The sequence below is a fragment of the Erwinia sp. S43 genome (assembly GCF_016624745.1).
GTDB lineage: Bacteria > Pseudomonadota > Gammaproteobacteria > Enterobacterales > Enterobacteriaceae > Erwinia > Erwinia coffeiphila.
Window position 1 is genome coordinate 53,477 of sequence record NZ_JACVTX010000014.1, and the last position, 20,358, is coordinate 73,834.

At 53.0% G+C, this 20,358-nt stretch carries 21 protein-coding genes, 1 other RNA gene and 1 pseudogene; 13 read left to right on the plus strand and 10 right to left on the minus strand.

Annotation, left to right across the window (positions count from 1 at the left end):
• Positions 1-124 precede the first annotated feature (124 nt).
• From IBT47_RS16645 to smpB, 4 genes and pseudogenes are all read right to left on the minus strand, one after another.
• Positions 125-490 carry a hypothetical protein gene (locus IBT47_RS16645; RefSeq protein WP_200561554.1) on the minus strand — a complete coding sequence of 122 codons (366 nt, stop codon included), beginning with the start codon at positions 488-490 and terminating at the stop codon, positions 125-127.
• 290 nt (positions 491-780) lie between these two features.
• A pseudogene (locus IBT47_RS16650) lies at positions 781-1,161 on the minus strand (integrase core domain-containing protein); the annotation flags it as partial.
• 203 nt (positions 1,162-1,364) lie between these two features.
• Positions 1,365-1,729: a transfer-messenger RNA gene (gene ssrA / locus IBT47_RS16655) on the minus strand.
• A gap of 47 nt (positions 1,730-1,776) precedes the next feature.
• A complete protein-coding gene (gene smpB / locus IBT47_RS16660) occupies positions 1,777-2,259 on the minus strand; it encodes an SsrA-binding protein SmpB (RefSeq protein WP_200561556.1) in 483 nt (160 codons plus the stop codon).
• 160 nt (positions 2,260-2,419) lie between these two features.
• Between smpB and IBT47_RS16665 the strand changes: the two genes are divergently transcribed.
• Together IBT47_RS16665 and IBT47_RS16670 are read left to right on the plus strand one after the other, a co-directional pair.
• Entirely contained in the window at positions 2,420-2,854 is a 435-nt protein-coding gene (locus IBT47_RS16665) for a type II toxin-antitoxin system RatA family toxin (RefSeq protein WP_105593173.1), read from the plus strand.
• Positions 2,847-3,134: an RnfH family protein gene (locus IBT47_RS16670; RefSeq protein WP_200561558.1), complete on the plus strand. Its 288-nt coding sequence runs from the start codon at positions 2,847-2,849 to the stop codon at positions 3,132-3,134. Before IBT47_RS16665 ends, IBT47_RS16670 begins: the two co-directional genes overlap by 8 nt.
• Positions 3,135-3,188: 54 nt before the next feature.
• On the opposite strand, the gene bamE is transcribed toward IBT47_RS16670, so the two are convergent.
• The 3 genes from bamE to nadK form a co-directional block, all read right to left on the minus strand.
• A complete protein-coding gene (gene bamE / locus IBT47_RS16675; RefSeq protein WP_105593175.1) occupies positions 3,189-3,536 on the minus strand; it encodes an outer membrane protein assembly factor BamE in 348 nt (115 codons plus the stop codon).
• A gap of 186 nt (positions 3,537-3,722) precedes the next feature.
• Positions 3,723-5,384 (minus strand): DNA repair protein RecN, encoded by a 1,662-nt coding sequence (gene recN / locus IBT47_RS16680; RefSeq protein ID WP_200561560.1) that lies wholly within the window; start codon positions 5,382-5,384, stop codon positions 3,723-3,725.
• 86 nt (positions 5,385-5,470) lie between these two features.
• Positions 5,471-6,349, minus strand: a complete 879-nt coding sequence (nadK, locus tag IBT47_RS16685; protein ID WP_200561562.1) for an NAD(+) kinase — start codon at positions 6,347-6,349, stop codon at positions 5,471-5,473.
• A gap of 122 nt (positions 6,350-6,471) precedes the next feature.
• On the opposite strand from nadK, the gene grpE reads away from it, so the two are divergent.
• Positions 6,472-7,053, plus strand: coding sequence for a nucleotide exchange factor GrpE (gene grpE / locus IBT47_RS16690; protein ID WP_200561564.1), 582 nt, complete (start codon positions 6,472-6,474; stop codon positions 7,051-7,053).
• A gap of 47 nt (positions 7,054-7,100) precedes the next feature.
• Here the strand turns inward: grpE and ung are convergent, their stop codons facing one another.
• The gene (gene ung, locus IBT47_RS16695) at positions 7,101-7,781 is read right to left on the minus strand and encodes a uracil-DNA glycosylase (protein WP_105593179.1); all 681 of its coding nucleotides are present in this window, start codon (positions 7,779-7,781) and stop codon (positions 7,101-7,103) included.
• A gap of 276 nt (positions 7,782-8,057) precedes the next feature.
• On the opposite strand from ung, the gene grcA reads away from it, so the two are divergent.
• Entirely contained in the window at positions 8,058-8,441 is a 384-nt protein-coding gene (gene grcA / locus IBT47_RS16700) for an autonomous glycyl radical cofactor GrcA (protein ID WP_200561566.1), read from the plus strand.
• Positions 8,442-8,669: 228 nt separating this feature from the next.
• Here grcA and srmB read toward each other — a convergent pair whose 3' ends face one another.
• A complete protein-coding gene (gene srmB, locus IBT47_RS16705; RefSeq protein ID WP_200561568.1) occupies positions 8,670-9,998 on the minus strand; it encodes an ATP-dependent RNA helicase SrmB in 1,329 nt (442 codons plus the stop codon).
• Between the two features lie 132 nt (positions 9,999-10,130).
• Between srmB and IBT47_RS16710 the strand changes: the two genes are divergently transcribed.
• A complete protein-coding gene (locus IBT47_RS16710) occupies positions 10,131-10,868 on the plus strand; it encodes a tRNA1(Val) (adenine(37)-N6)-methyltransferase (RefSeq protein ID WP_200561570.1) in 738 nt (245 codons plus the stop codon).
• Here IBT47_RS16710 and nadB read toward each other — a convergent pair.
• Positions 10,857-12,470 carry an L-aspartate oxidase gene (gene nadB / locus IBT47_RS16715; protein ID WP_200561572.1) on the minus strand — a complete coding sequence of 538 codons (1,614 nt, stop codon included), beginning with the start codon at positions 12,468-12,470 and terminating at the stop codon, positions 10,857-10,859. The two genes, IBT47_RS16710 and nadB, sit on opposite strands and share 12 nt — an antisense overlap.
• Positions 12,471-12,941: 471 nt before the next feature.
• On the opposite strand from nadB, the gene rpoE reads away from it, so the two are divergent.
• The 8 genes from rpoE to era all read left to right on the plus strand — a co-directional run bounded on the left by rpoE (position 12,942) and on the right by era (position 20,357).
• Positions 12,942-13,517, plus strand: a complete 576-nt coding sequence (rpoE, locus tag IBT47_RS16720) for an RNA polymerase sigma factor RpoE (protein WP_105593184.1) — start codon at positions 12,942-12,944, stop codon at positions 13,515-13,517.
• 30 nt (positions 13,518-13,547) lie between these two features.
• Positions 13,548-14,198, plus strand: coding sequence for an anti-sigma-E factor RseA (rseA, locus tag IBT47_RS16725; protein WP_200561574.1), 651 nt, complete (start codon positions 13,548-13,550; stop codon positions 14,196-14,198).
• Complete coding sequence (gene rseB, locus IBT47_RS16730) at positions 14,198-15,151, plus strand: sigma-E factor regulatory protein RseB (protein ID WP_200545625.1); 954 nt, start codon at positions 14,198-14,200, stop codon at positions 15,149-15,151. The genes rseA and rseB overlap by 1 nt, the downstream gene beginning before the upstream one ends.
• Positions 15,148-15,612: a SoxR-reducing system protein RseC gene (rseC, locus tag IBT47_RS16735; RefSeq protein WP_200561576.1), complete on the plus strand. Its 465-nt coding sequence runs from the start codon at positions 15,148-15,150 to the stop codon at positions 15,610-15,612. The genes rseB and rseC overlap by 4 nt, the downstream gene beginning before the upstream one ends.
• A gap of 238 nt (positions 15,613-15,850) precedes the next feature.
• Entirely contained in the window at positions 15,851-17,650 is a 1,800-nt protein-coding gene (gene lepA, locus IBT47_RS16740; RefSeq protein WP_200561578.1) for a translation elongation factor 4, read from the plus strand.
• 30 nt (positions 17,651-17,680) lie between these two features.
• A complete protein-coding gene (gene lepB, locus IBT47_RS16745) occupies positions 17,681-18,634 on the plus strand; it encodes a signal peptidase I (protein WP_105593189.1) in 954 nt (317 codons plus the stop codon).
• Between the two features lie 140 nt (positions 18,635-18,774).
• A complete protein-coding gene (gene rnc / locus IBT47_RS16750; RefSeq protein WP_105593190.1) occupies positions 18,775-19,455 on the plus strand; it encodes a ribonuclease III in 681 nt (226 codons plus the stop codon).
• Positions 19,452-20,357, plus strand: a complete 906-nt coding sequence (era, locus tag IBT47_RS16755) for a GTPase Era (protein ID WP_200561580.1) — start codon at positions 19,452-19,454, stop codon at positions 20,355-20,357. The genes rnc and era overlap by 4 nt, the downstream gene beginning before the upstream one ends.
• Position 20,358 lies beyond the last annotated feature (1 nt).

The following is a 20,358-nucleotide window of genomic DNA, read 5'->3' on the forward strand; positions in this document are numbered from 1 at the left end:
TTCTTATATAAAAACTAACTCTATTGTTGGCTGAAAATGATATTGTGTTTCTGGTGCTCAGCTCCCATATTATTAATGCAGTAAACAATGTAAAATATGTTGAAAATGAAAGTGTAGGATATGTTCATTTTGAGTTCAAATTTGAATTTTTCAAAGCATAAGCCTGTATAGCTGCTTTAGCTTTAAACCCCCAAACGATGTACATAACAACGGATGCGAACGACAACAGTGCGGCAATGTAGTCCAGAATGGTATCTTCGTCACTGATTTCATAGCTGAAATCTGACAAAAACCACCCCAATCCCGTAGCAACGGCAATCCAAAGCGGATAATTACTATCAACAAAGTTGTCCTTCATGGCTTCGGTTAATTTTCGCTGATTGAGAAAAAACCACATTAACGGATAAATACCACCTGTTACAACTGTCGATATCACAAAGTTTAATACCTTAGTGTCAAGGCTTTCTTTTAATAAGTTTATATCGTTCATAATTAATTTTTCCAGCGGAAGGTTGAAATACCTTTGTTGGTTTCAATAAGAACTTCACGAGGCCTGCACTTGCCATAATCAATGTCAGAAGAAACAGTAAAGTAATAGACGCCACCTGTGTTAAGATTCAGTCAGTACAGGGTGTTTCATGGTCGTCGGAAATCTGATTTCGTCCACCATTATTCAATCGATCAAGCATGTTGTGCTTGTAAATAGACCCGTTTTAGTTCCACGTATTATTTGATATACCGGCCAAGATGACCCTGGCCCAAAATCAATACAGTGCTAAATCAGAGATCTTCGTCTTTTTGTAGGCTCCGGATAAATTCAGCCGGGATCATCTCATTTAATGATGAATACGTTCTCTCATGGTTATATTCCCTGCGCCAGTTGTCGAGTTTATCCTGCGCATTTTCCAGTGAGAGGAACCAGTGAATGTTCAGACATTCATCCCGCAGACTACCGTTAAATGATTCAATAAACGGGTTATCTGTCGGCTTTTCTGGACGAGAGAAGTCCATTGTCACCCCATTTTCATACGCCCATTTATCCAGGCTCTTCGAGATAAACTCGCTGCCGTTATCTGTCTGAATACGCACAGGCTGGCGTTTACTCAGTAACCGTAATGCTTCCATCACAGCCACCACATCCTCGCCCTTCAGCGACTTTCCTGGGGGAGTCTCCCTGCGTTTGGACCCAACAAAAACAATAGAGCTTTTCGTTGGGCCTATGATTGGACCTAAAAGGTTCGAATCTAATTAGTCGACATCAGACTTCGCGCAACAAACCCAAGACACAAAAAAGCCCGCAAGGCTTTCACCTTGCGGGCTTTCAGGACTTCGGCGGACAATTCTGGTATCGCCGCTAAAGAATTTGGTGGAGCTGGCGGGAGTTGAACCCGCGTCCGAAATTACTACACCGTCGGCACTACATGCTTAGTCCAGTCTTTACATTCGCCGGTTAGCTGCGAACGGACACGCTACTAACAAACTAGCCTGATTAGTTTTAACGCTTCAACCCCAGGCAGGGCTTCCACGCGATCTCTTTTGGGTTTGACCTCTCTTTGATCCCCGTCTTAAGAGCGGAAGCTAGGGAGAGAGGGCTCTTAGCAGGTTATTAAGCTGCTAAAGCGTAGTTTTCGTCGTTTGCGACTATTTTTTTGCGGCTTTTTACGAGGCAAACCGCCCCTCGGCATGCTCCTAGGGCTTCGCAAATCCCGTCGAATCCAGAATCAGCCCCAAGTAGAGAATCAGTATAACAGAAAAACCTGTCGCTATGCCAGTGGCTTAGCGGTTCGCGTGCTTCATAATACGCGCTTTGTCTAATTTCCATTCGCGATCTTTGATGTCATCGCGCTTGTCGTGCTCTTTCTTACCTTTTGCCACGCCGATCTTCAGTTTGGCCCAGGCGTTTTTCCAGTACATCGACAGCGCCACGATGGTGTATCCGTCGCGGTTGGCTTTGCCAAAGATGGTGTCGAGCTCGCGCTGCTTCAGCAGCAGCTTGCGGCTGCGGGTTGGATCGCAAACCACGTGCGAAGAGGCCACGCTCAACGGCTGGAATGTTGAACCGAATAGAAAAGCTTCACCGTCGCGCAGCAGAATGTAGCTGTCGCTGATATTGGCCTTTCCGGCACGGAGAGATTTAACTTCCCATCCCTGTAGCGAAAGCCCAGCTTCGAACTCTTCTTCAATGAAGTATTCGTGGCGGGCACGCTTGTTCATGGCAATGGTAGCGGAACCGGGTTTATGTGCTTTTTTCTTTATCATAGTGCCACTTAGTGTACATGAAGCCGTGATTTTTGGCATCCCCTGTAACGTGACCGAAAGGGGAAAGGGGTATTCTAGCAGATGCCAGCCAGGAGAGAATTTTTGTTTGAATCCCGGCAATGGTATTATTCAAAAGTTCTAAGTTTAGACAGGAATTGTTATGTCCCAGATTAGTCGTTCGGCGCTGGTGCCGTACAGTGCTGAGCAAATGTACCGGTTAGTGAATGATGTCAGCAGCTATCCGGAATTTCTGCCGGGTTGTACCGGCAGCCGTGTACTTGATGCCAGCAACGATCAGATGACCGCATCCGTAGATGTTTCCAAGGCGGGCATCAGTAAAACCTTTGTTACCCGCAATACCCTGACGGATAACCAGAGCATCCATATGCAGCTGGTTGATGGTCCGTTCCGCAAACTGAGCGGCGGCTGGCGATTTATTGCGTTGAGCGATGAAGCCTGCAAAGTTGAGCTGAACCTGGATTTCGAGTTCACCAATATGCTGGTAGAACTGGCATTTGGCCGCGTATTTAAAGAGCTGGCCAGCAGCATGGTTCAGGCTTTTACCCAGCGAGCGAAAGAGGTCTACAGTGCCTGATATCGCGGTTGAAGTTGTCTATGCACTGCCGGAAAAACAGTATCTTTATAGCGTTAAGGTACCCGAGGGCAGCACGGTTGAAGAGGCTATCCGGGCTTCGGGCCTGCTCGACCTGCGCAACGATATCGATCTGAAGGAAAATAAAGTCGGCATCTACAGCCGCCCGGTTAAGCTGCATGATGAAGTGCAGAGCGGAGATCGTATTGAGATTTATCGCCCGTTGATTGCCGATCCGAAAGAACTGCGCCGACAGCGCGCCGAGCGCGCGGCAAAAAAATAAGGCGCCGTTGCGCCTTATTTTGTATCCATTCCACAGCCGTTAAGGCGGAGTGGATCAACCCTCAGATTTTGTCAGAGCCGGTTTATTATCAATGTTGGTCAGCGTGCCGTTGCTGTCGAAAGTCAGTGTCAGGGTTTGCTGCTTGATTGGCTCATGGCCAGGCTGCTGGCGGAATACGTAGTACCAGACGTTGTTGCCGAACGGATCGTGCATCATCGGCGTACCCAGAGTGTAAGCAACCTGCTGTTGCGTCATACCGGTGTGGATCTTGGCAACATCGTTGGCAACCAGGTAGTTACCCTGGTTGATATCAGGCCGGTAAACCACTCGCTCCAGAGTGGAACATCCAGCGGTCATCATCAGAAGAACCACCGCAGCAGCAGTCAGCGTTTTACAGCGCATAAGTATGTTTATTCCTTTGTGGCTATTTATATCCCCACCCACCTGAAGCAGCCGCCCCGGCAATCTGGGTCTATCAGTGTACAACTACGATACCAGCGTAAGTTGCCGATGATAATAAACCTTTACGCAGTTTAAAACCTCTGCGAAGCAAGGATATGACCACAAACCGGTAAAAAAGTGCAATGCTCAGGCGGCTAAAAGTTCTTTTGCGTTCGCCAGCGTGTTGCGAGTGACCTCACTTCCACCCAGTAAACGTGCCAGTTCCTGCAGGCGTGAGCGTTTGTCCAGGCTCTGCATATGGGTTTCAGTCATTTCGCCATCGGTTTCTTTGCTGACGAAGAAGTGCTGATGGCCACAGCCTGCAACCTGCGGCAGGTGAGTCACACACATCACCTGAGTTGATTCACCCAGCTGGCGCAGCATTTTGCCCACCACGGCGGCAGTTGGTCCGCTAATACCAACATCGACCTCATCGAAGATCAGGGCCGGGGTATCCATCTTACGAGCGGTAATCACCTGAATAGCCAGCGCGATGCGCGACAGCTCACCGCCGGAGGCCACTTTCGCCAGCGGCTGTAGCGGCTGGCCGGGGTTGGTGCTGACGCGGAAATCAATGCGATCGCCGCCTTCCGCCGTCAGGTGCTCAGGGTTGAACTGTAGATCGATAGTGAAGCGGCCGTGCGGCATTGACAGCGCGTGCATACTTTCGGTGATTAGGCGCCCCAGCTCTTCGGCAAAGTGCGCGCGGCGTTCATGCAGCTGTTCGGCGCAGTGCAATGCGGCTGCGTGGTGTTCGCTTACCGCCTGCGTCAGTTCATCCTGATCGCTTTCCTGCTGGTCCAGCAGTTGTTGTTCTGCCAGCAGCTGCTGATGGAAGGAGGGCAGCTCCTTCGGCGCGATATGATGCTTGCGGGCAAGGCTGATCTGCCGCGACAGGCGCTGTTCCAGCTCCTGAAGGCGATTAGGGTCCAGATCCAGCCGATCGCAGTAGTGGCGCAGCTCGTCGCTGGCTTCGCTAATCTGGATCGCAGCCTCTTCCAGCATGCCAAACACGCCGCTGAGTTTGTCATCCATCTCGGTAAGCTCGCCCATCAGTTGACGAACGGTATACAGCTGGCTTTGCAGATTATGATCTTCGCCATCCGCCAGCATCAGCAGCGCCTGCTGGCTGACGGAGAGCAGATGGCCGCTGTTGGCCTGGCGCTTATACTCTTCATCGATCTGCTCGTACTCGCCCTGTACCGGGGCGAATTCATTCAGCTCTTTCAACTGGTACTGCAGCAGTTCGCGGCGCGCTTCCCGCTCCTGTGCCTGCTGCTGATGGTGTGCCAGGTTGCGGCAGCTCTGGTGCCACTGGCGATAGCGCTGCGCCATGTTTTGCAGCAGCAGCGTTTCGCCCGCGTAGGCATCCAGCAGGGTTTTCTGGTGTTCGGGTTTGAGCAACAGCTGATGCGCGTGCTGGCCGTGGATCTGAATCAGCGCCTGGCCCAGTTCACGCAGCTGGGAGAGCGGCACCGAAGTGCCATTGATGAATCCGCGTGAGCGGCCATCGCTGCTGATAACGCGGCGCAGCAGGCACTCGTTGCCGTCATCCAGCTGGTTATCGCTCAGCCAGCGCTGGGCTGAAGGCGTATCCTTCAACGAAAAGCGGGCGCAGATATCCGCACGGGATGCGCCCTGGCGAACCATATCCGCTTCGGCACGACCACCCAGACAAAGCCCCAGCGCGTCAATAGCGATGGACTTACCCGCACCGGTTTCGCCGGTGATTGCCGTCATGCCGCGCTGAAAGTCGATCTCCAGTTCACGAACGATAGCAAAGTTACTGATGGTCAGTTGTGCCAGCATAGTTGCCTTCCTGTATGAAAACACATATATGGTTTTTCATACAGTATATACTGGTTTTATGACCAGTAAAGTAGCCAGGCACAGATTTAGAACAATTTTTTTGACCAGCCAAGTTTTGAGCTTAGCGTATTGAAATAGTTATAATTTTTTGGGTGGATAAGATTGAGGTGGTAATCGCTACGGCGGATCAGCACATCTTCCCCTTCCTGGATCGGCAGGGCGATCTGGCTGTCGCAGCTGATTTCCAGATCGCTGCGCAGGGAGGAAAAGCGCAGGCGGATCGTGCTGCTGCTGTTAATCACCAGCGGTCGCGCCGAAAGGGTGTGCGGGAACATTGGCACTATCGCAATCGCGTCCAGCGATGGAGTTAAGATCGGGCCACCCGCTGAGAGAGAATAGGCGGTGGAGCCAGTCGGCGTGGAGATGATCAGGCCGTCGGAACGCTGCGAAAAGGCGAAACTCTCATCGATATAAACTTCAAACTCAATCATATGGGCGACTTTGCCCGGGTGCAGGACCACTTCATTGATGGCGGTGCCGATGCGCGGTGCACCTGACTGACGGCAAACCTGTGCTTCCAGCAAAAAACGGCTTTCTACAAAGTATTCGCCTTCCAACACGTCCGCCAGCTGCTGCTGGGCGTTGTCCGGGTCGAGATCGGTCAGAAAACCGAGATTACCACGGTTGATGCCGATAACCTTAATATCATAACGCGCCAGCACGCGTGCGGCACCGAGCATATTGCCGTCACCGCCGACCACCACCGCAAGGTCCGCTTTCTGGCCGATTTCGGCCAGCGTGCCGGTTTCCACCCCTTCCAGTTTCAACTCGCGGGCAATCTGGCGCTCAATGATCACCTGATAGCCGCGTGCAGTGAGCCAGCGGTACAGCATTTCATGGGTGGTGAGCGCGGTAGGATGCCGGGGATGACCGACGATCCCGATGCAGTTGAAGTGGTTGTTCATGATTCTGGCATTCCTTACGAGGTAAACTCCCCCGACAATGTGACTGGTTCCCTTGAAACCGCGATTCTGATCCCCATAATAAGCGAACCAGCGATGGAATATGCACAAACGCGGAGAAATTCATGAGTAGTAAAGAACAGAACACACCAAACGAGCAAGTCTCAGACGAAATTGAGATCGAGCAGGCGAAAAACCAGGCTACAGAAGCAGCAGATGGGGTGGACCCGCGCGATGAACGTATTGCGCAGCTTGAAGCCCAGCTGGCTGAATCTCTGGGCGGAGTGCGCGATGCGCAGCTGCGCGCTCAGGCCGAGATTGAAAATATTCGCCGTCGTGCGGAAATGGACGTTGAGAAGGCGCACAAGTTTGCGCTGGAAAAATTCGCTAACGAGCTGCTGCCGGTAATCGACAGCCTTGAGCGTGCACTGGAAGTGGCTGATAAGACCAACCCGGAACTGGCTGCGATGATCGAAGGTATCGACCTGACGATGAAATCGCTGCTGAACGCGGTGGGTAAATTTGGTGTGGAAGTGGTGGGCGATACCAACGTACCGTTCAACCCGGATGTGCACCAGGCGATGTCGATGATGGAATCCGAAGACGTTGCGCCAAACCACGTAATGATGGTGATGCAGCGCGGCTACACCCTGAACGGTCGCCTGTTACGCCCGGCGATGGTTGCGGTGGCAAAAGCGAAAGCCTGATAGTTAAATCATAAAAAAAGCACCGCAAGGTGCTTTTTTTATCGCGGTTATTCAGGAAGATGTGGCGTCCAGTCTATCGGCGCTTCATTCCGTTCAATCAGCCACTGATTGGTTTTAGAGAAGTGCGCGGAACCGAAGAAGCCACGATGGGCCGACAGCGGGGAGGGGTGCGGAGCCTGTAAAACGTGGTGGCGCTTCCGGTCAATAATGCTGCCTTTCTTCTGCGCATGGGTACCCCACAGCAGAAAGACCACGCCTTCGCGATGCTGATTGATTGCGGCAATCACGTTATCAGTAAAGGTTTCCCAGCCAAATTTAGCGTGTGAGTGCGCTTTGCCACCTTCAACGGTCAGAACGGTGTTGAGCAGCATGACGCCCTGATGCGCCCAGCTTTCCAGAAAGCCGTGATTAGGCCGCTGAAACCCGGGAATATCCGTCACCAGCTCTTTGTACATATTCACCAGTGACGGCGGTACCGCCACGCCCGGCAGGACGGAAAAGGCCAGGCCATGTGCCTGATTCGGGCCGTGATAAGGGTCCTGGCCCAGAATAACCACTTTTACCTGCCCCAATTCCGTCAGGCGAAAAGCGTTAAACACGTCTTTTTGTGGCGGATAAACCGTTTTGCCGGCCGCACGCTCTGCGGCGACCGCAGCCAGCGTTTCCCTGAAGTAAGGTTTCTCTTTTTCCTCAGCCAGCACATCGTGCCAGGTCATGGTATTGACCATCGCCAACTCCTTTAAGTCTGTAGAACGCGTAGCTTAGCGTGGTTTGATAAGGGGTTAAACTTAAAAAATAATTGAATATTTACAAAAATATTAGAAATTCAAGTCAAGGGAATATTGATATAAAACAGAATGTTACTTTCTGAGCCCTAATTGACGATTTCCATCAGTTGATTTGGGTCAAAGAGGGGAGCATTTGGGGCTGATATACAGAAGACTGGTTTATCCATTCAACCGTGCGCAGTTTCAATCTGCGCCCACTGCCTGGGAGGCAACATCATGATTACCGGAATTCAAATTACTCAAGCAAAAAATAGCGCACTGCTGAATTCATTCTGGCTGCTGGACAGCGAGAAAGCGGAAGCTCGCTGCGTATGTGCGAAATCTGGCTACAGTGAAGATCAGGTTGTGCCGGTCAGCGATCTGGGGCAAATCGAATATCGCGAAATTCCGCTGGAAGTTAAACCCGAGGTGCGTGTAGAAGGCGGTCAGCATCTGAATGTGAACGTACTGAGCCGCGAAACGCTGGAAGAAGCGGTTAAGCATCCGGAAAAATATCCGCAGCTGACTATCCGCGTATCAGGCTATGCCGTGCGTTTCAATTCTCTGACGCCGGAACAGCAGCGTGATGTGATTACCCGTACCTTTACTGAGAGTTTATAAGCGATAATCACCGGATTTTATTGGTGAGCTGTTGATAAACGCATCACGCCAGCATTCGGTTTAATTTACTGATTGCTGGCGTTTTTTTTATCTTTCAGCAAGCTTTGACGTTAGCCGGGAAACGGGTAATGAATACAGTGCCTCATTTTCGCTTCAACGGCTTGTTTTTACCGCTAAGGGGCAAAAAAAAACCGCCCATCGAAGGCGGTTTTTTGTTATGCAGTGTGATTATTCAGCACCGTCGGTTTTAGCAGCGCTTGGCTTGCGGCGTTTACCAATGTTTTTGGTATCGCGGTGACGCAGTTTAGCGCGCGGCTTCTCGTCTTCTTTCGCCTTTTCTTTTTTCTCTTTGCGCTTCGCCAGCACCTTTTTAGATGGTTTGCCTTTCAGCTTCTCATTTGGTGGACGGGTAGTCGGGCGCAGTTCTTCGATGACGCGCGACTTCAGCGGCTCCTGGATATAGCGACTGATTTTGCCCAGCAGCAGGTGATCGTGCGCTTCAACCAGCGAGATAGCGATGCCTTTCTTACCGGCACGGCCTGTACGACCAATGCGGTGCAGATAGGTATCTGCCGTTACCGGCATATCGAAGTTGAATACGTGGCTGACATCATCGATATCAATACCGCGCGCGGCGATATCAGTAGCGACCAGTACGTTAACGCGGCCTTCAATAACACGCTTGATGGCCTCGTTACGCTTGGCCTGCACCAGTTCCCCTTCGAGGTAGCTGGTATTGATCCCGGCTTCACGCAGCCACGCGCAGACTTCATGAACGCGCTCACGCTTACGCACGAAGATCACTGCACGGGTCACTTCCGGCTGTTTAAGCAGGTGAATAAGCAGGGCGGTTTTATGCTGCGTATCATCCGCACGGTAATACCACTGCTGGATTTTTTTACGCTCGCGGCGCGCCGGATCGGCTTCAACTTCGACCGGCTCGTTCAGAATACGCTCGGCGAAGTCCTTGATGGCTTCCCCTTCCAGCGTGGCGGAGAACAGCAGCGTCTGTTTACGCCAGCGCGTTTCGGCGCTGATAGTCTCAATATCCTGCGCAAAGCCCATGTCCAGCATGCGGTCGGCTTCATCAAGGATCAGGGTTTCAACCGCGCGGCAGTCAAAGTTCTCTTCTTTAATGTACTGCAGCAGACGTCCGGTGGTGGCTACCACCAGATCCTGGTTTTCGCTGAAGACTTCCGCGTGGTTCATAAATGCCACGCCGCCGGTAATGGTCGCGATGTCCAGGTGGGTATGTTTAGCGAGTTCACGTGCCTGCTCGGCAACCTGCATGGCCAGTTCGCGCGTTGGCGTTAAAATCAGAACGCGCGGAGGGCCGGACTTCTTACGCGGGAAGTCGAGCAGGTGCTGCAGGACGGGCAGCAGGTAGGCCGCAGTTTTGCCTGTACCGGTTGGTGCCGAACCCAGAACGTCGCGACCCTCCAGTGCTGGCGGGATCGCCGCGGCCTGAATGGCAGTGGGGCGCGTGAAGCCTTTTTCCTGCAGAGCTTCCAGCAGGCTTTCGTCTAGTTCGAGTTCGGAAAAAGTGGTTACAGTCATGGTCTACCTCAGTTTGGGGCGCTGATTATAGACAGATTGAACGCGATCTTCATCTGTTTGTATCGGGTTAATGACTTTTCCTTCGTCATGGTTTGCCCTATGCTAGCGCCGTTTCTCTTTCAGGTCAGTCAAATGTCGCAACAGAAAGCCATTCTCCGTGCCAACGGGTTTACCTTTAAACAATTTTTCGTCGCGCACGATCGCTGTGCCATGAAGGTGGGGACCGACGGCGTACTGCTTGGGGCCTGGGCTCCGGTTGCTAACGTCCGCCGCGTGCTGGATATCGGTACGGGCAGCGGTCTGATTGCACTGATGCTGGCGCAGCGTACCGCGGAATCGGTACAGGTTGATGCCGTCGAGCTTGATGCGGCGGCGGCAGAGCAGGCGCAGGAAAACGTTGCCGCGTCGCCGTGGCCGGACCGAATTCGGGTTCATCAGGCTGATATTCTTGAATGGACGACGGGTTGTGAACAGCGTTATTCGCTGATTGTCAGCAATCCGCCCTATTTTGCACCGGGTTCGGACTGTGCGACCCCGGAACGCGCTTCCGCCCGTTATACCGGCGCGCTCACGCATGAAGCACTGCTGGGCTGTGCCGAGCAGCTCATCACGGAAGACGGATTTTTCTGCGTGATCCTGCCGGAATCTGCCGGGAGTGCGCTGGTTGAGATTGCCCTACAGCGCGGCTGGCATCTGCGGTTCCGCACCGATGTGGCAGATAACGATACCCGGCCACCGAACCGCGTCATGCTGGCGCTATCGCCACAGGCGGGTGAGCAGATGCTGGATCGTATGACGATTCGCGGGCCGGATCAGCACTACTCTGAGGCGCACTGTAGTCTGACCCGCGACTTCTATTTATTCCGCTAATCGGGGAGCCAGCACCGTCGGTCTGGCTTCGCCCAGTGCTTCAGGATAGTCGAGCGTATAGTGCAGGCCGCGGCTTTCTTTGCGATCGAGGGCGCATCGCACCATCAGTTCGGCAACCTGTACCAGATTGCGCAACTCCAGCAGGTTGTTAGAAATGCGGAAATTGGCGTAGTACTCGTCAATTTCCTGCTGCAGGGTGTTAATGCGCCGCAGCGCGCGTTCCAGGCGTTTAGTGGTGCGAACAATCCCCACGTAGTCCCACATAAACAGCCGCAGTTCATGCCAGTTATGCTGGATCACCACGCGCTCATCGGAATCGTCCACGCGGCTTTCATCCCATACCGGAAGCGCCGTCACTATTTCAACGTCAGCCAGGCGGCGATCGATATCTTCCGCCGCTGACCAGCCGTAAACAAGGCACTCCAGCAGAGAGTTTGAAGCCAGGCGATTTGCGCCGTGCAGCCCGGTATAGCTGACTTCCCCAATGGCATACAGCCCGCTGAGATCGGTTTGTCCCTGCTGATTTACCATCACGCCACCGCAGGTATAGTGCGCCGCCGGAACGATAGGGATCGGCTGGCTGGTGAGATCGAAGCCCAGCGTCAGCAGCTTTTCGTAAATGGTAGGGAAATGCGCGCGGATAAAGTCCGGCGGCTGATGGCTGATGTCCAGATACATGCAGTCAGCACCCAGCCGCTTCATTTCGTGGTCAATCGCCCGGGCTACGATATCACGCGGCGCCAGTTCGCCGCGTGCATCGAAGTCCGGCATAAAGCGGGAGCCATCAGGACGTTTTAGCAGTGCGCCTTCACCGCGGAGAGCTTCAGTCAGCAGAAAGTTTCGGGCATCAGGATGGAACAGGCAGGTGGGGTGGAACTGATTAAACTCAAGATTGGCGACCCGACAGCCGGCACGCCATGCCATCGAGATACCGTCGCCGGAAGCGACATCCGGATTGGTGGTGTATTGATACACTTTTGCTGCGCCGCCGGTTGCCAGCACCACGGCCCGCGCACGGCAGGACTCCACTTTTTCACGTTTGCGGTTCCAGATATAGGCGCCGACTACCCGGCGTTCACCCGGCAGGCCGATCTTGTCGGAGACGATCAGGTCAACGGCGTTGCTTCGTTCAATCAACGTAATGTTGGGGTGGCTAAGCGCCTGGCTGACCAGGGTTGTTTCAACGGCTTTGCCGGTGGCGTCGGCGCTGTGCAGGATACGGCGGTGGCTATGGCCGCCTTCGCGAGTTAAGTGATAAGGCTGCTCGCTGTTTCCTGCCGTCTCTTTGTCGAAAAGTACGCCGTTATCAATCAGCCACTGCACGCAGTGGCGGGCATTACTGGCGATAAAAGAAACGGCATCGCGATCGCACAGCCCGCTGCCGGCGATGAGCGTATCCTCAATATGGGATTCAATGCTGTCAGTTTCATCAAACACCGCCGCAATGCCGCCCTGAGCATAAAAAGTTGAACCTTCGCTGACCGGGCCTTTGCTGAGCACGGTAACGCGGTGTTTTGCCGCAAGGCGCAGCGCCAGAGAAAGGCCAGCTGCACCGCTGCCAATAATCAAGACATCACAGCTGTAATCGGAAGAATGCGTCATGGTGTTTAATTTACTAAACAGGTTGTTTGCTGAGCATAGCATTCAAATTAATCAGGCAAAAAGGCTTTTTATCGACCAGTGTGCAGAGTGTGAGCTGTATTAAGATGTGGAAATTTGCCGCGTACATCAGGCTTAACACGCAATTCAGGGTTATTAATAGTGTGAGCCGAAGCTTTTTGAAGCGATTAGAGGGTGAAAAACCTGGCCCCATGCGTTACTCTGCGGGCGTTATCAGGGTGATGAACCATGAGTTCAGGTTTCAAAGAAAGGCAGTGGCCTACAAATCGGTAAGAATGCATAAAAAAGCGAGCTGATTTGTAAATATGTCCTGATGACCTCACAAAAATAATGGCGTAATGGAACTTCTCCAATGAAAACCACTCAAATCGCGTGCTTGCTCGAAAACAATATTGGGTTATCACTGGGAGTTTGGTTACGCGTGGAAACAGATTTGGGGAGATTTTACCTCGGATGAGCGAGCAGTTAACGGATCAGATTCTCGTTGAGCGTGTGCAGAAGGGCGATCAGAAGTCATTCAATTTACTGGTAGTACGCTACCAGCATAAAGTGGCAAGCCTGGTTTCCCGCTATGTACCTTCAGGAGATGTTCCTGACGTTGTGCAGGAATCATTTATTAAAGCCTATCGTGCGCTGGAATCGTTCCGGGGAGATAGTGCTTTCTATACCTGGCTCTATCGAATTGCCGTCAATACGGCTAAAAATTATCTGGTGGCTCAGGGGCGTCGTCCGCCGTCCAGCGATGTGGACGCTATCGACGCAGAAAATTTCGAAAGTGCGGGAGCGCTGAAAGAAATTTCGAACCCTGAGAACTTAATGTTGTCAGAAGAACTGAAACAGATAGTTTTTCGTACTATCGAAACGTTACCCGAGGATCTGCGCATGGCGATTACACTGCGCGAACTTGATGGCCTGAGCTACGAAGAGATAGCGGTTATCATGGATTGTCCGGTGGGTACGGTTCGGTCACGAATTTTTCGTGCACGAGAAGCTATTGATAATAAAATTCAACCGCTTATCCAACGTTAGTAATAACGTACACAGGAAGGGTATTGAGGCATGCAGAAAGAACAACTTTCCGCTTTAATGGATGGTGAAGCACTGGATACCGAGCTGATGTCGGCTCTCAATTCCGATGCAGCACTACAGAAAAACTGGGAAAGCTATCATCTGATCCGCGATACGCTGCGTGGCGATGTCCCACAGCTGCTGGATTTTGATATCGCTGCCCGCGTGGCCGCGGCTATCGAAGATGAGCCAGCGAAAACTGTCATCCGATTGATCCCGGAAGCTCAGCCGAAACCCGAAGAAGCTGCAGCGATGCCGTTCTGGGGCAAATTACGTCCATGGGCTGCTCAGATTACTCAGGTTGGCCTGGCCGCCTGCGTTTCACTGGCGGTCATCGTCGGCGTTCAGCAGTACAATAAGCCCGTTGTAGGCCAGTCCTCCGATTCTCCGGCGTTTAATACGCTGCCGATGATGGGGCAGGCTTCGCAGGTTAGCCTTGGCGTGCCGTCTGAAAACGCAACCAGCACCAGCAAAGTCAATCAGCAGGTGCAGGATCAGCGTCGTCGCGTGAATGCACTGCTGCAGGACTATGAGCTTCAGCGTCGTCTGCATGCAGAACAGCTGCAGTTCGATCAAAATCCTGACCAGCAGGCTGCTGCTCAGGTTCCCGGTAATCAGTCCTTAGGAATGCAACAGCAGTAATGAAGCAGCTTTGGTGTGCCGTCAGCCTTCTGGCTGGCAGCCTGATGTACTCCTCTGTCGCCCCGGCACAATCTCCGTCCGGGGCGCTGTTACAACAGATGGAGCAGGCAAGCCAGTCTCTCAGTTATGAACTCGCCTATATCAATGTCTCCAGACTGGGGATCGAATCCCTTCGCTATCGTCATGCGGTCATTGACAACAAAACCTACGCACAGCTGCTGCAAATGGATGGGCCTCGTCGAGAGATCATTCAGCGCGGCAGTGAAATCAGCTATTTCGAACCAGGCCTGGAACCCTTCACCATGGCTGGCGATCATATCGTTGATTCGCTGCCTGCGCTGGTTTATGCCGATTTTCAGCATCTTGCCAGCAACTATGATTTTGTTCCGGTTGGCCGCACGCGTATTGCCGATCAGCTTTGTGAAGTGATTCGAATCGTCTCTCGCGACGGTACCCGTTATGGTTATGTTGTCTGGCTGGACAGTGAAACTAAACTGCCGCTGCGTGTTGATTTGCTCGATCGCGATGGTGAAACGCTTGAGCAGTATCGCGTGATCAGTTTTGCCGTCGATCAGGGCGTCAGTAAGTTGATGCAGGGACTGGAAACTGCGAACTTGCCGCCTTCGCTGTCGGTGCCTGCGGGTAACAAGGTGGCGTTCAACTGGAAGGCAGGATGGTTACCGGCCGGAATGAAGGAAGTGGCGCAGAGCCGACGCCAGATCCCATCGCTAAACCGCCCGGTAGAATCGCGCCTCTACTCTGATGGTCTGTTCAGCTTCTCGGTAAACATTACTCTTGCCGATAAAAACAGCACCTCTCAGCAATTGCGCACTGGGCGTCGTACGGTGCAAACTGAAGTGCGTAATAATGCGGAAATTACCGTAGTGGGTGAATTGCCACCTGCTACTGCTAAACGCATTGCTGACAGCATTACTTTAGGTACGACACCATGATGAGAGAATGGGCTACGGTTGTCTCGTGGCAAAACGGCGTGGCTACGCTGCATTCGGAAATTAAAACCTCCTGCAGCAGCTGTTCCGCGCGTAAAGGCTGCGGCAGCCATATGCTGAACAAGCTTGGTCCGAAAAATGCCCATGTGATGAAAATTGCCAGTGCCGAGCCGTTGATTCCAGGCCAGCGTATTGAGTTGGGTATTGCTGAATCCAGCCTGCTGAGTTCGGCGCTGCTGGTTTATATGTCGCCGCTGGTCGGATTGTTTATTATTGCCGGGTTGTTCCAGATGCTGTTCCACAGCGATTTGGCCGCTGCCTGCGGTGCGCTGCTGGGCGGTATTGGTGGTTTTATCATCGCCCGCGGTATTTCCAGCGTGCTGGGCCGTTCCGCTTCGTACCAGCCGGTAATTCTCAGCGTGGCACTGCCGCCGGATGCGCTGCACGTCTCCACCGATGCCTGATCCTTATCGCCTCTGCCCCGGTCAGTACCTGGCGGGCAGAGTGATACCTCGCCTAATATTTGCGCAATTCTTTGTTTCCACGCCGTTGCTGGTACTATTGGCACCCCGCGATGATTCCACCCCTTTGATATGTAGTGTAGAATGCAGCCTTTCGGGCCTCTGTTCGCCTGTGATATCACGCTCTCCTGATTTTATATCGCGAGAGTTCCAGAATTTGTAAGGCAGAAAAACCTCAATAATGAAGCACATAAGAAACTTTTCGATCATCGCCCACATTGACCACGGCAAATCGACGCTCTCTGACCGTCTGATTCAGATTTGCGGTGGCCTGACCGAACGTGAAATGGCTGCACAGGTTCTGGATTCCATGGATTTAGAACGTGAGCGCGGCATTACCATTAAAGCGCAGAGCGTTACCCTCGATTATCACGCTCCTGATGGACAGACCTACCAGCTGAACTTCATCGATACCCCGGGACACGTTGACTTCTCTTACGAAGTTTCCCGTTCTCTGGCGGCGTGTGAAGGCGCACTGCTGGTGGTTGATGCCGGTCAGGGTGTTGAAGCCCAGACGCTGGCAAACTGCTATACCGCGATGGAAATGGATCTGGAAGTGGTGCCGATTCTGAATAAGATCGACCTGCCAGCTGCCGATCCTGAGCGCGTTGCTCAGGAAATTGAAGATATCGTTGGCATCGACGCTACTGATGCAGTGCGCTGCTCGGCGAAAACCGGCGTTGGCGTGCCCGACGTACTGGAACGTCTGGTACGTGATATTCCGCCGCCGGAAGGCGACCCGGAAGGCCCGCTGCAAGCGCTGATTATCGACTCCTGGTTCGATAACTATCTGGGCGTTGTGTCGCTGGTGCGTATCAAGAACGGCACCATGCGCAAGGGCGACAAGATCAAGGTGATGAGCACCGGTCAGGTTTACAACGCCGACCGCTTAGGTATTTTCACACCAAAACGTGAAGATACCGACGTGCTGAACTGTGGCGATGTAGGCTGGCTGGTCTGTGCGATTAAAGACATCCTCGGTGCGCCGGTGGGCGATACCCTGACGCTGGCACGTAACCCGGCGGATAAAGCGCTGCCTGGCTTCAAAAAAGTGAAGCCACAGGTTTACGCCGGTCTGTTCCCGATCAGCTCCGACGACTATGAAGCCTTCCGCGACGCGCTGGGCAAGCTGAGCCTGAACGACGCTTCTCTGTTCTACGAGCCGGAAAGTTCAACGGCCCTGGGCTTTGGTTTCCGCTGCGGCTTCCTTGGTCTGCTGCACATGGAAATTATCCAGGAACGCCTGGAGCGTGAGTACGATCTCGAACTGATTACCACGGCGCCAACCGTAGTGTATGAAGTACAAACCACCGATGGTCAGATTGTCTATGTCGACAGCCCAGGCAAACTGCCGCCGCTGAACAATATTGAAGAGCTGCGTGAGCCGATTGCAGAATGCCATATGCTGCTGCCGCAGGAGTACCTCGGAAACGTGATTACGCTGTGTATTGAAAAACGCGGCGTGCAGACCAACATGGTTTACCACGGTAATCAGGTTGCGCTGACCTATGAAATTCCAATGGCGGAAGTGGTGCTCGATTTCTTCGACCGCCTGAAGTCGACTTCACGTGGCTATGCGTCACTGGATTACAACTTTAAGCGCTTCCAGGTCTCTGACATGGTGCGCGTGGATGTGCTGATCAACAGCGAGCGTGTTGATGCGCTGGCGCTGATCACCCACCGTGATAACTCGCAGTATCGCGGCCGCGAACTGGTCGAGAAGATGAAAGATCTGATCCCTCGTCAGCAGTTTGACATTGCGATTCAGGCGGCGATTGGTACGCACATTATCGCTCGTTCAACCGTTAAACAGCTGCGTAAAAACGTTCTCGCCAAGTGTTACGGCGGTGACGTCAGCCGTAAGAAAAAGCTGCTGCAGAAACAGAAAGACGGTAAGAAACGCATGAAGCAGGTGGGTAACGTTGAGCTTCCGCAGGAAGCGTTCCTTGCCATTCTCCACGTAGGTAAAGACAGTAAATAAGCCCACATTTAGGGCTTTGAGGGAACTGGAATGGCTAATATGTTCGCCCTGATTCTGGCGATAGCAACGCTGGTCACCGGGATTATCTGGTGTATCGACAAGTATAAATGGGCACCGGCCCGCCGGGCGAAGCGCGCAGCGGCAAAAGCCGAAGGCACGCCAGAAACCAAAGCGGATAAACAGCCGGGCTGGGTAGAAACTACGGCATCGGTGTTCCCTGTACTGCTGGTGGTTTTCGTGGTGCGTTCATTTATTTTTGAGCCGTTCCAGATCCCTTCAGGATCGATGATGCCGACGCTGCTGATCGGGGATTTTATCCTCGTGGAAAAATATGCTTATGGCATCAAAGACCCGATCACCCAGACTACGCTGATCCCAACCGGGCATCCTAAGCGTGGTGACGTGGTGGTATTTAAATACCCGAAAGATCCAAGTCTGGACTATATTAAGCGTGCCATTGGTGTTCCCGGCGATCGGGTTACCTACGATCCGCTGAGTAAAACGGTATCAGTCACGCCTGGCTGCGGTGGTGGCAAGTGTGAAACCGCGCTGCCGGTGACTTACTCTGACGTAGAGCCAAGCGACTTTATCCAGACCTTCAGCGGTTTTAACGGCAATGAAGCCGGCAATGGTTTCTTCCAGGTGCCGCAGGGTGAATCCATGCCTGGTGGTCTGCGCCTGGCAACGCGTAATGAAACACTTGGCGACGTGACTCACCGGATTCTACTGGTGACTCAGATGCCAAGCCAGGCCGCTTCTTACTATCAGCAGCCAGGCCAGGAGCAGTCCACGTGGGTTGTGCCGCAGGGCATGTACTTTATGATGGGCGACAACCGAGATAACAGCGCCGACAGCCGCTACTGGGGCTTTGTCCCGGAACGCAATCTGGTGGGTAAAGCGACGGCTATCTGGATGAGCTTCGAAAAACAGGAAGGCGAATGGCCGACCGGCGTACGTCTGAGCCGGATTGGTGGCATTCACTAATACTCATCGTAGGGTGAGTATATTTAACGGTTGGCTTCCCGCTTTGGGGAGCCACTGCACACGAAACAGATCGTGTTGGTGTTCAGGCTCAGCCCTGTTCCGTGTGCAGCATAATTGACGCATTCAGAAATTGGTAACGCATGAACCCCATCGTAATTAACAAGCTTCAACGCAAGTTGGGCTACACTTTTACTCATCAGGAATTGTTACAGCAGGCACTGACTCACCGTAGCGCCAGCAGCAAACATAACGAGCGACTGGAATTTCTGGGCGACTCTATTCTGAGCTATGTCATCGCCAATGCCCTTTATCATCGCTTCCCGCGCGTGGATGAAGGCGATATGAGCCGTATGCGAGCCACGCTGGTTCGCGGTAATACGCTGGCGGAAATGGCACGAGAGTTTGACCTCGGTGAATGCCTGCGCCTTGGGCCGGGCGAGCTGAAAAGCGGCGGTTACCGTCGTGAATCGATTCTGGCTGATACGGTCGAAGCGCTGATCGGAGGGGTATTCCTCGACAGCGATATCAGAACGGTTGAGCAGCTGATCCTCAGCTGGTACGCCAGCCGTCTTGAGCAGATCAGCCCGGGCGATAAACAAAAAGATCCGAAAACGCGCCTGCAGGAGTTTCTGCAGGGTCGCCATCTGCCGTTGCCATCCTATCTGGTGGTGCAGGTCCGTGGCGAAGCGCACGATCAGGAATTTACTATCCACTGCCAGGTAAGCGGCATGGCAGATCCGGTTGTGGGAACCGGTTCAAGCCGTCGCAAAGCTGAGCAGGCAGCGGCCGAACAGGCGCTGATTAAGCTGGGAATTGAATGAGCGAACAAACCACCCATTGCGGCTTTATTGCTATTGTAGGCCGTCCAAACGTCGGTAAATCGACCTTGCTGAACCAGCTCCTGGGGCAGAAGGTTTCCATTACCTCGCGTAAACCGCAAACCACCCGCCACCGTATTATGGGCATCCACACCGAAGGTGCCTATCAGGCGATTTACGTGGATACCCCTGGTCTGCATATGGAAGAAAAGCGGGCGATTAACCGCCTGATGAACCGTGCAGCCAGCAGTTCTATCGGCGACGTTGAGCTGGTGATTTTTGTCGTTGAGGGCACCAAATGGACCGCCGACGACGAAATGGTGCTGAACAAACTGAAAGACAACAAAGTACCGGTGCTGTTGGCGATCAACAAGGTCGACAATATCACTGATAAAAGCATTCTACTGCCGCATCTGCAGTTCCTGAGCGAGCAGATGAACTTTATGGACGTGGTGCCGATTTCGGCTGAAAAAGGCAATAACGTTGATACGATTGCGAATATCGTTCACAAGCTGCTGCCGGAAGCGGAGCATCACTTCCCGGAAGAGTACGTGACCGATCGTTCTCAGCGCTTTATGGCTTCTGAAATCATCCGTGAAAAGCTGATGCGTTTCCTCGGAGCAGAACTGCCGTACTCGGTGACCGTCGAGATTGAGCAGTTCGTCTCTAACACGCGCGGCGGCTATGATATCAATGGCCTGATCCTCGTTGAGCGTGAAGGGCAGAAGAAGATGGTCATCGGCAATAAAGGCGCCAAGATCAAAGTGATCGGTACGGAAGCGCGTAAAGATATGGAAGAGATGTTCGAGGCGAAGGTGCACCTTGAGCTGTGGGTTAAAGTGAAGTCCGGCTGGGCGGATGATGAACGTGCCCTACGCAGCCTGGGCTATACTGACGACCTCTGAT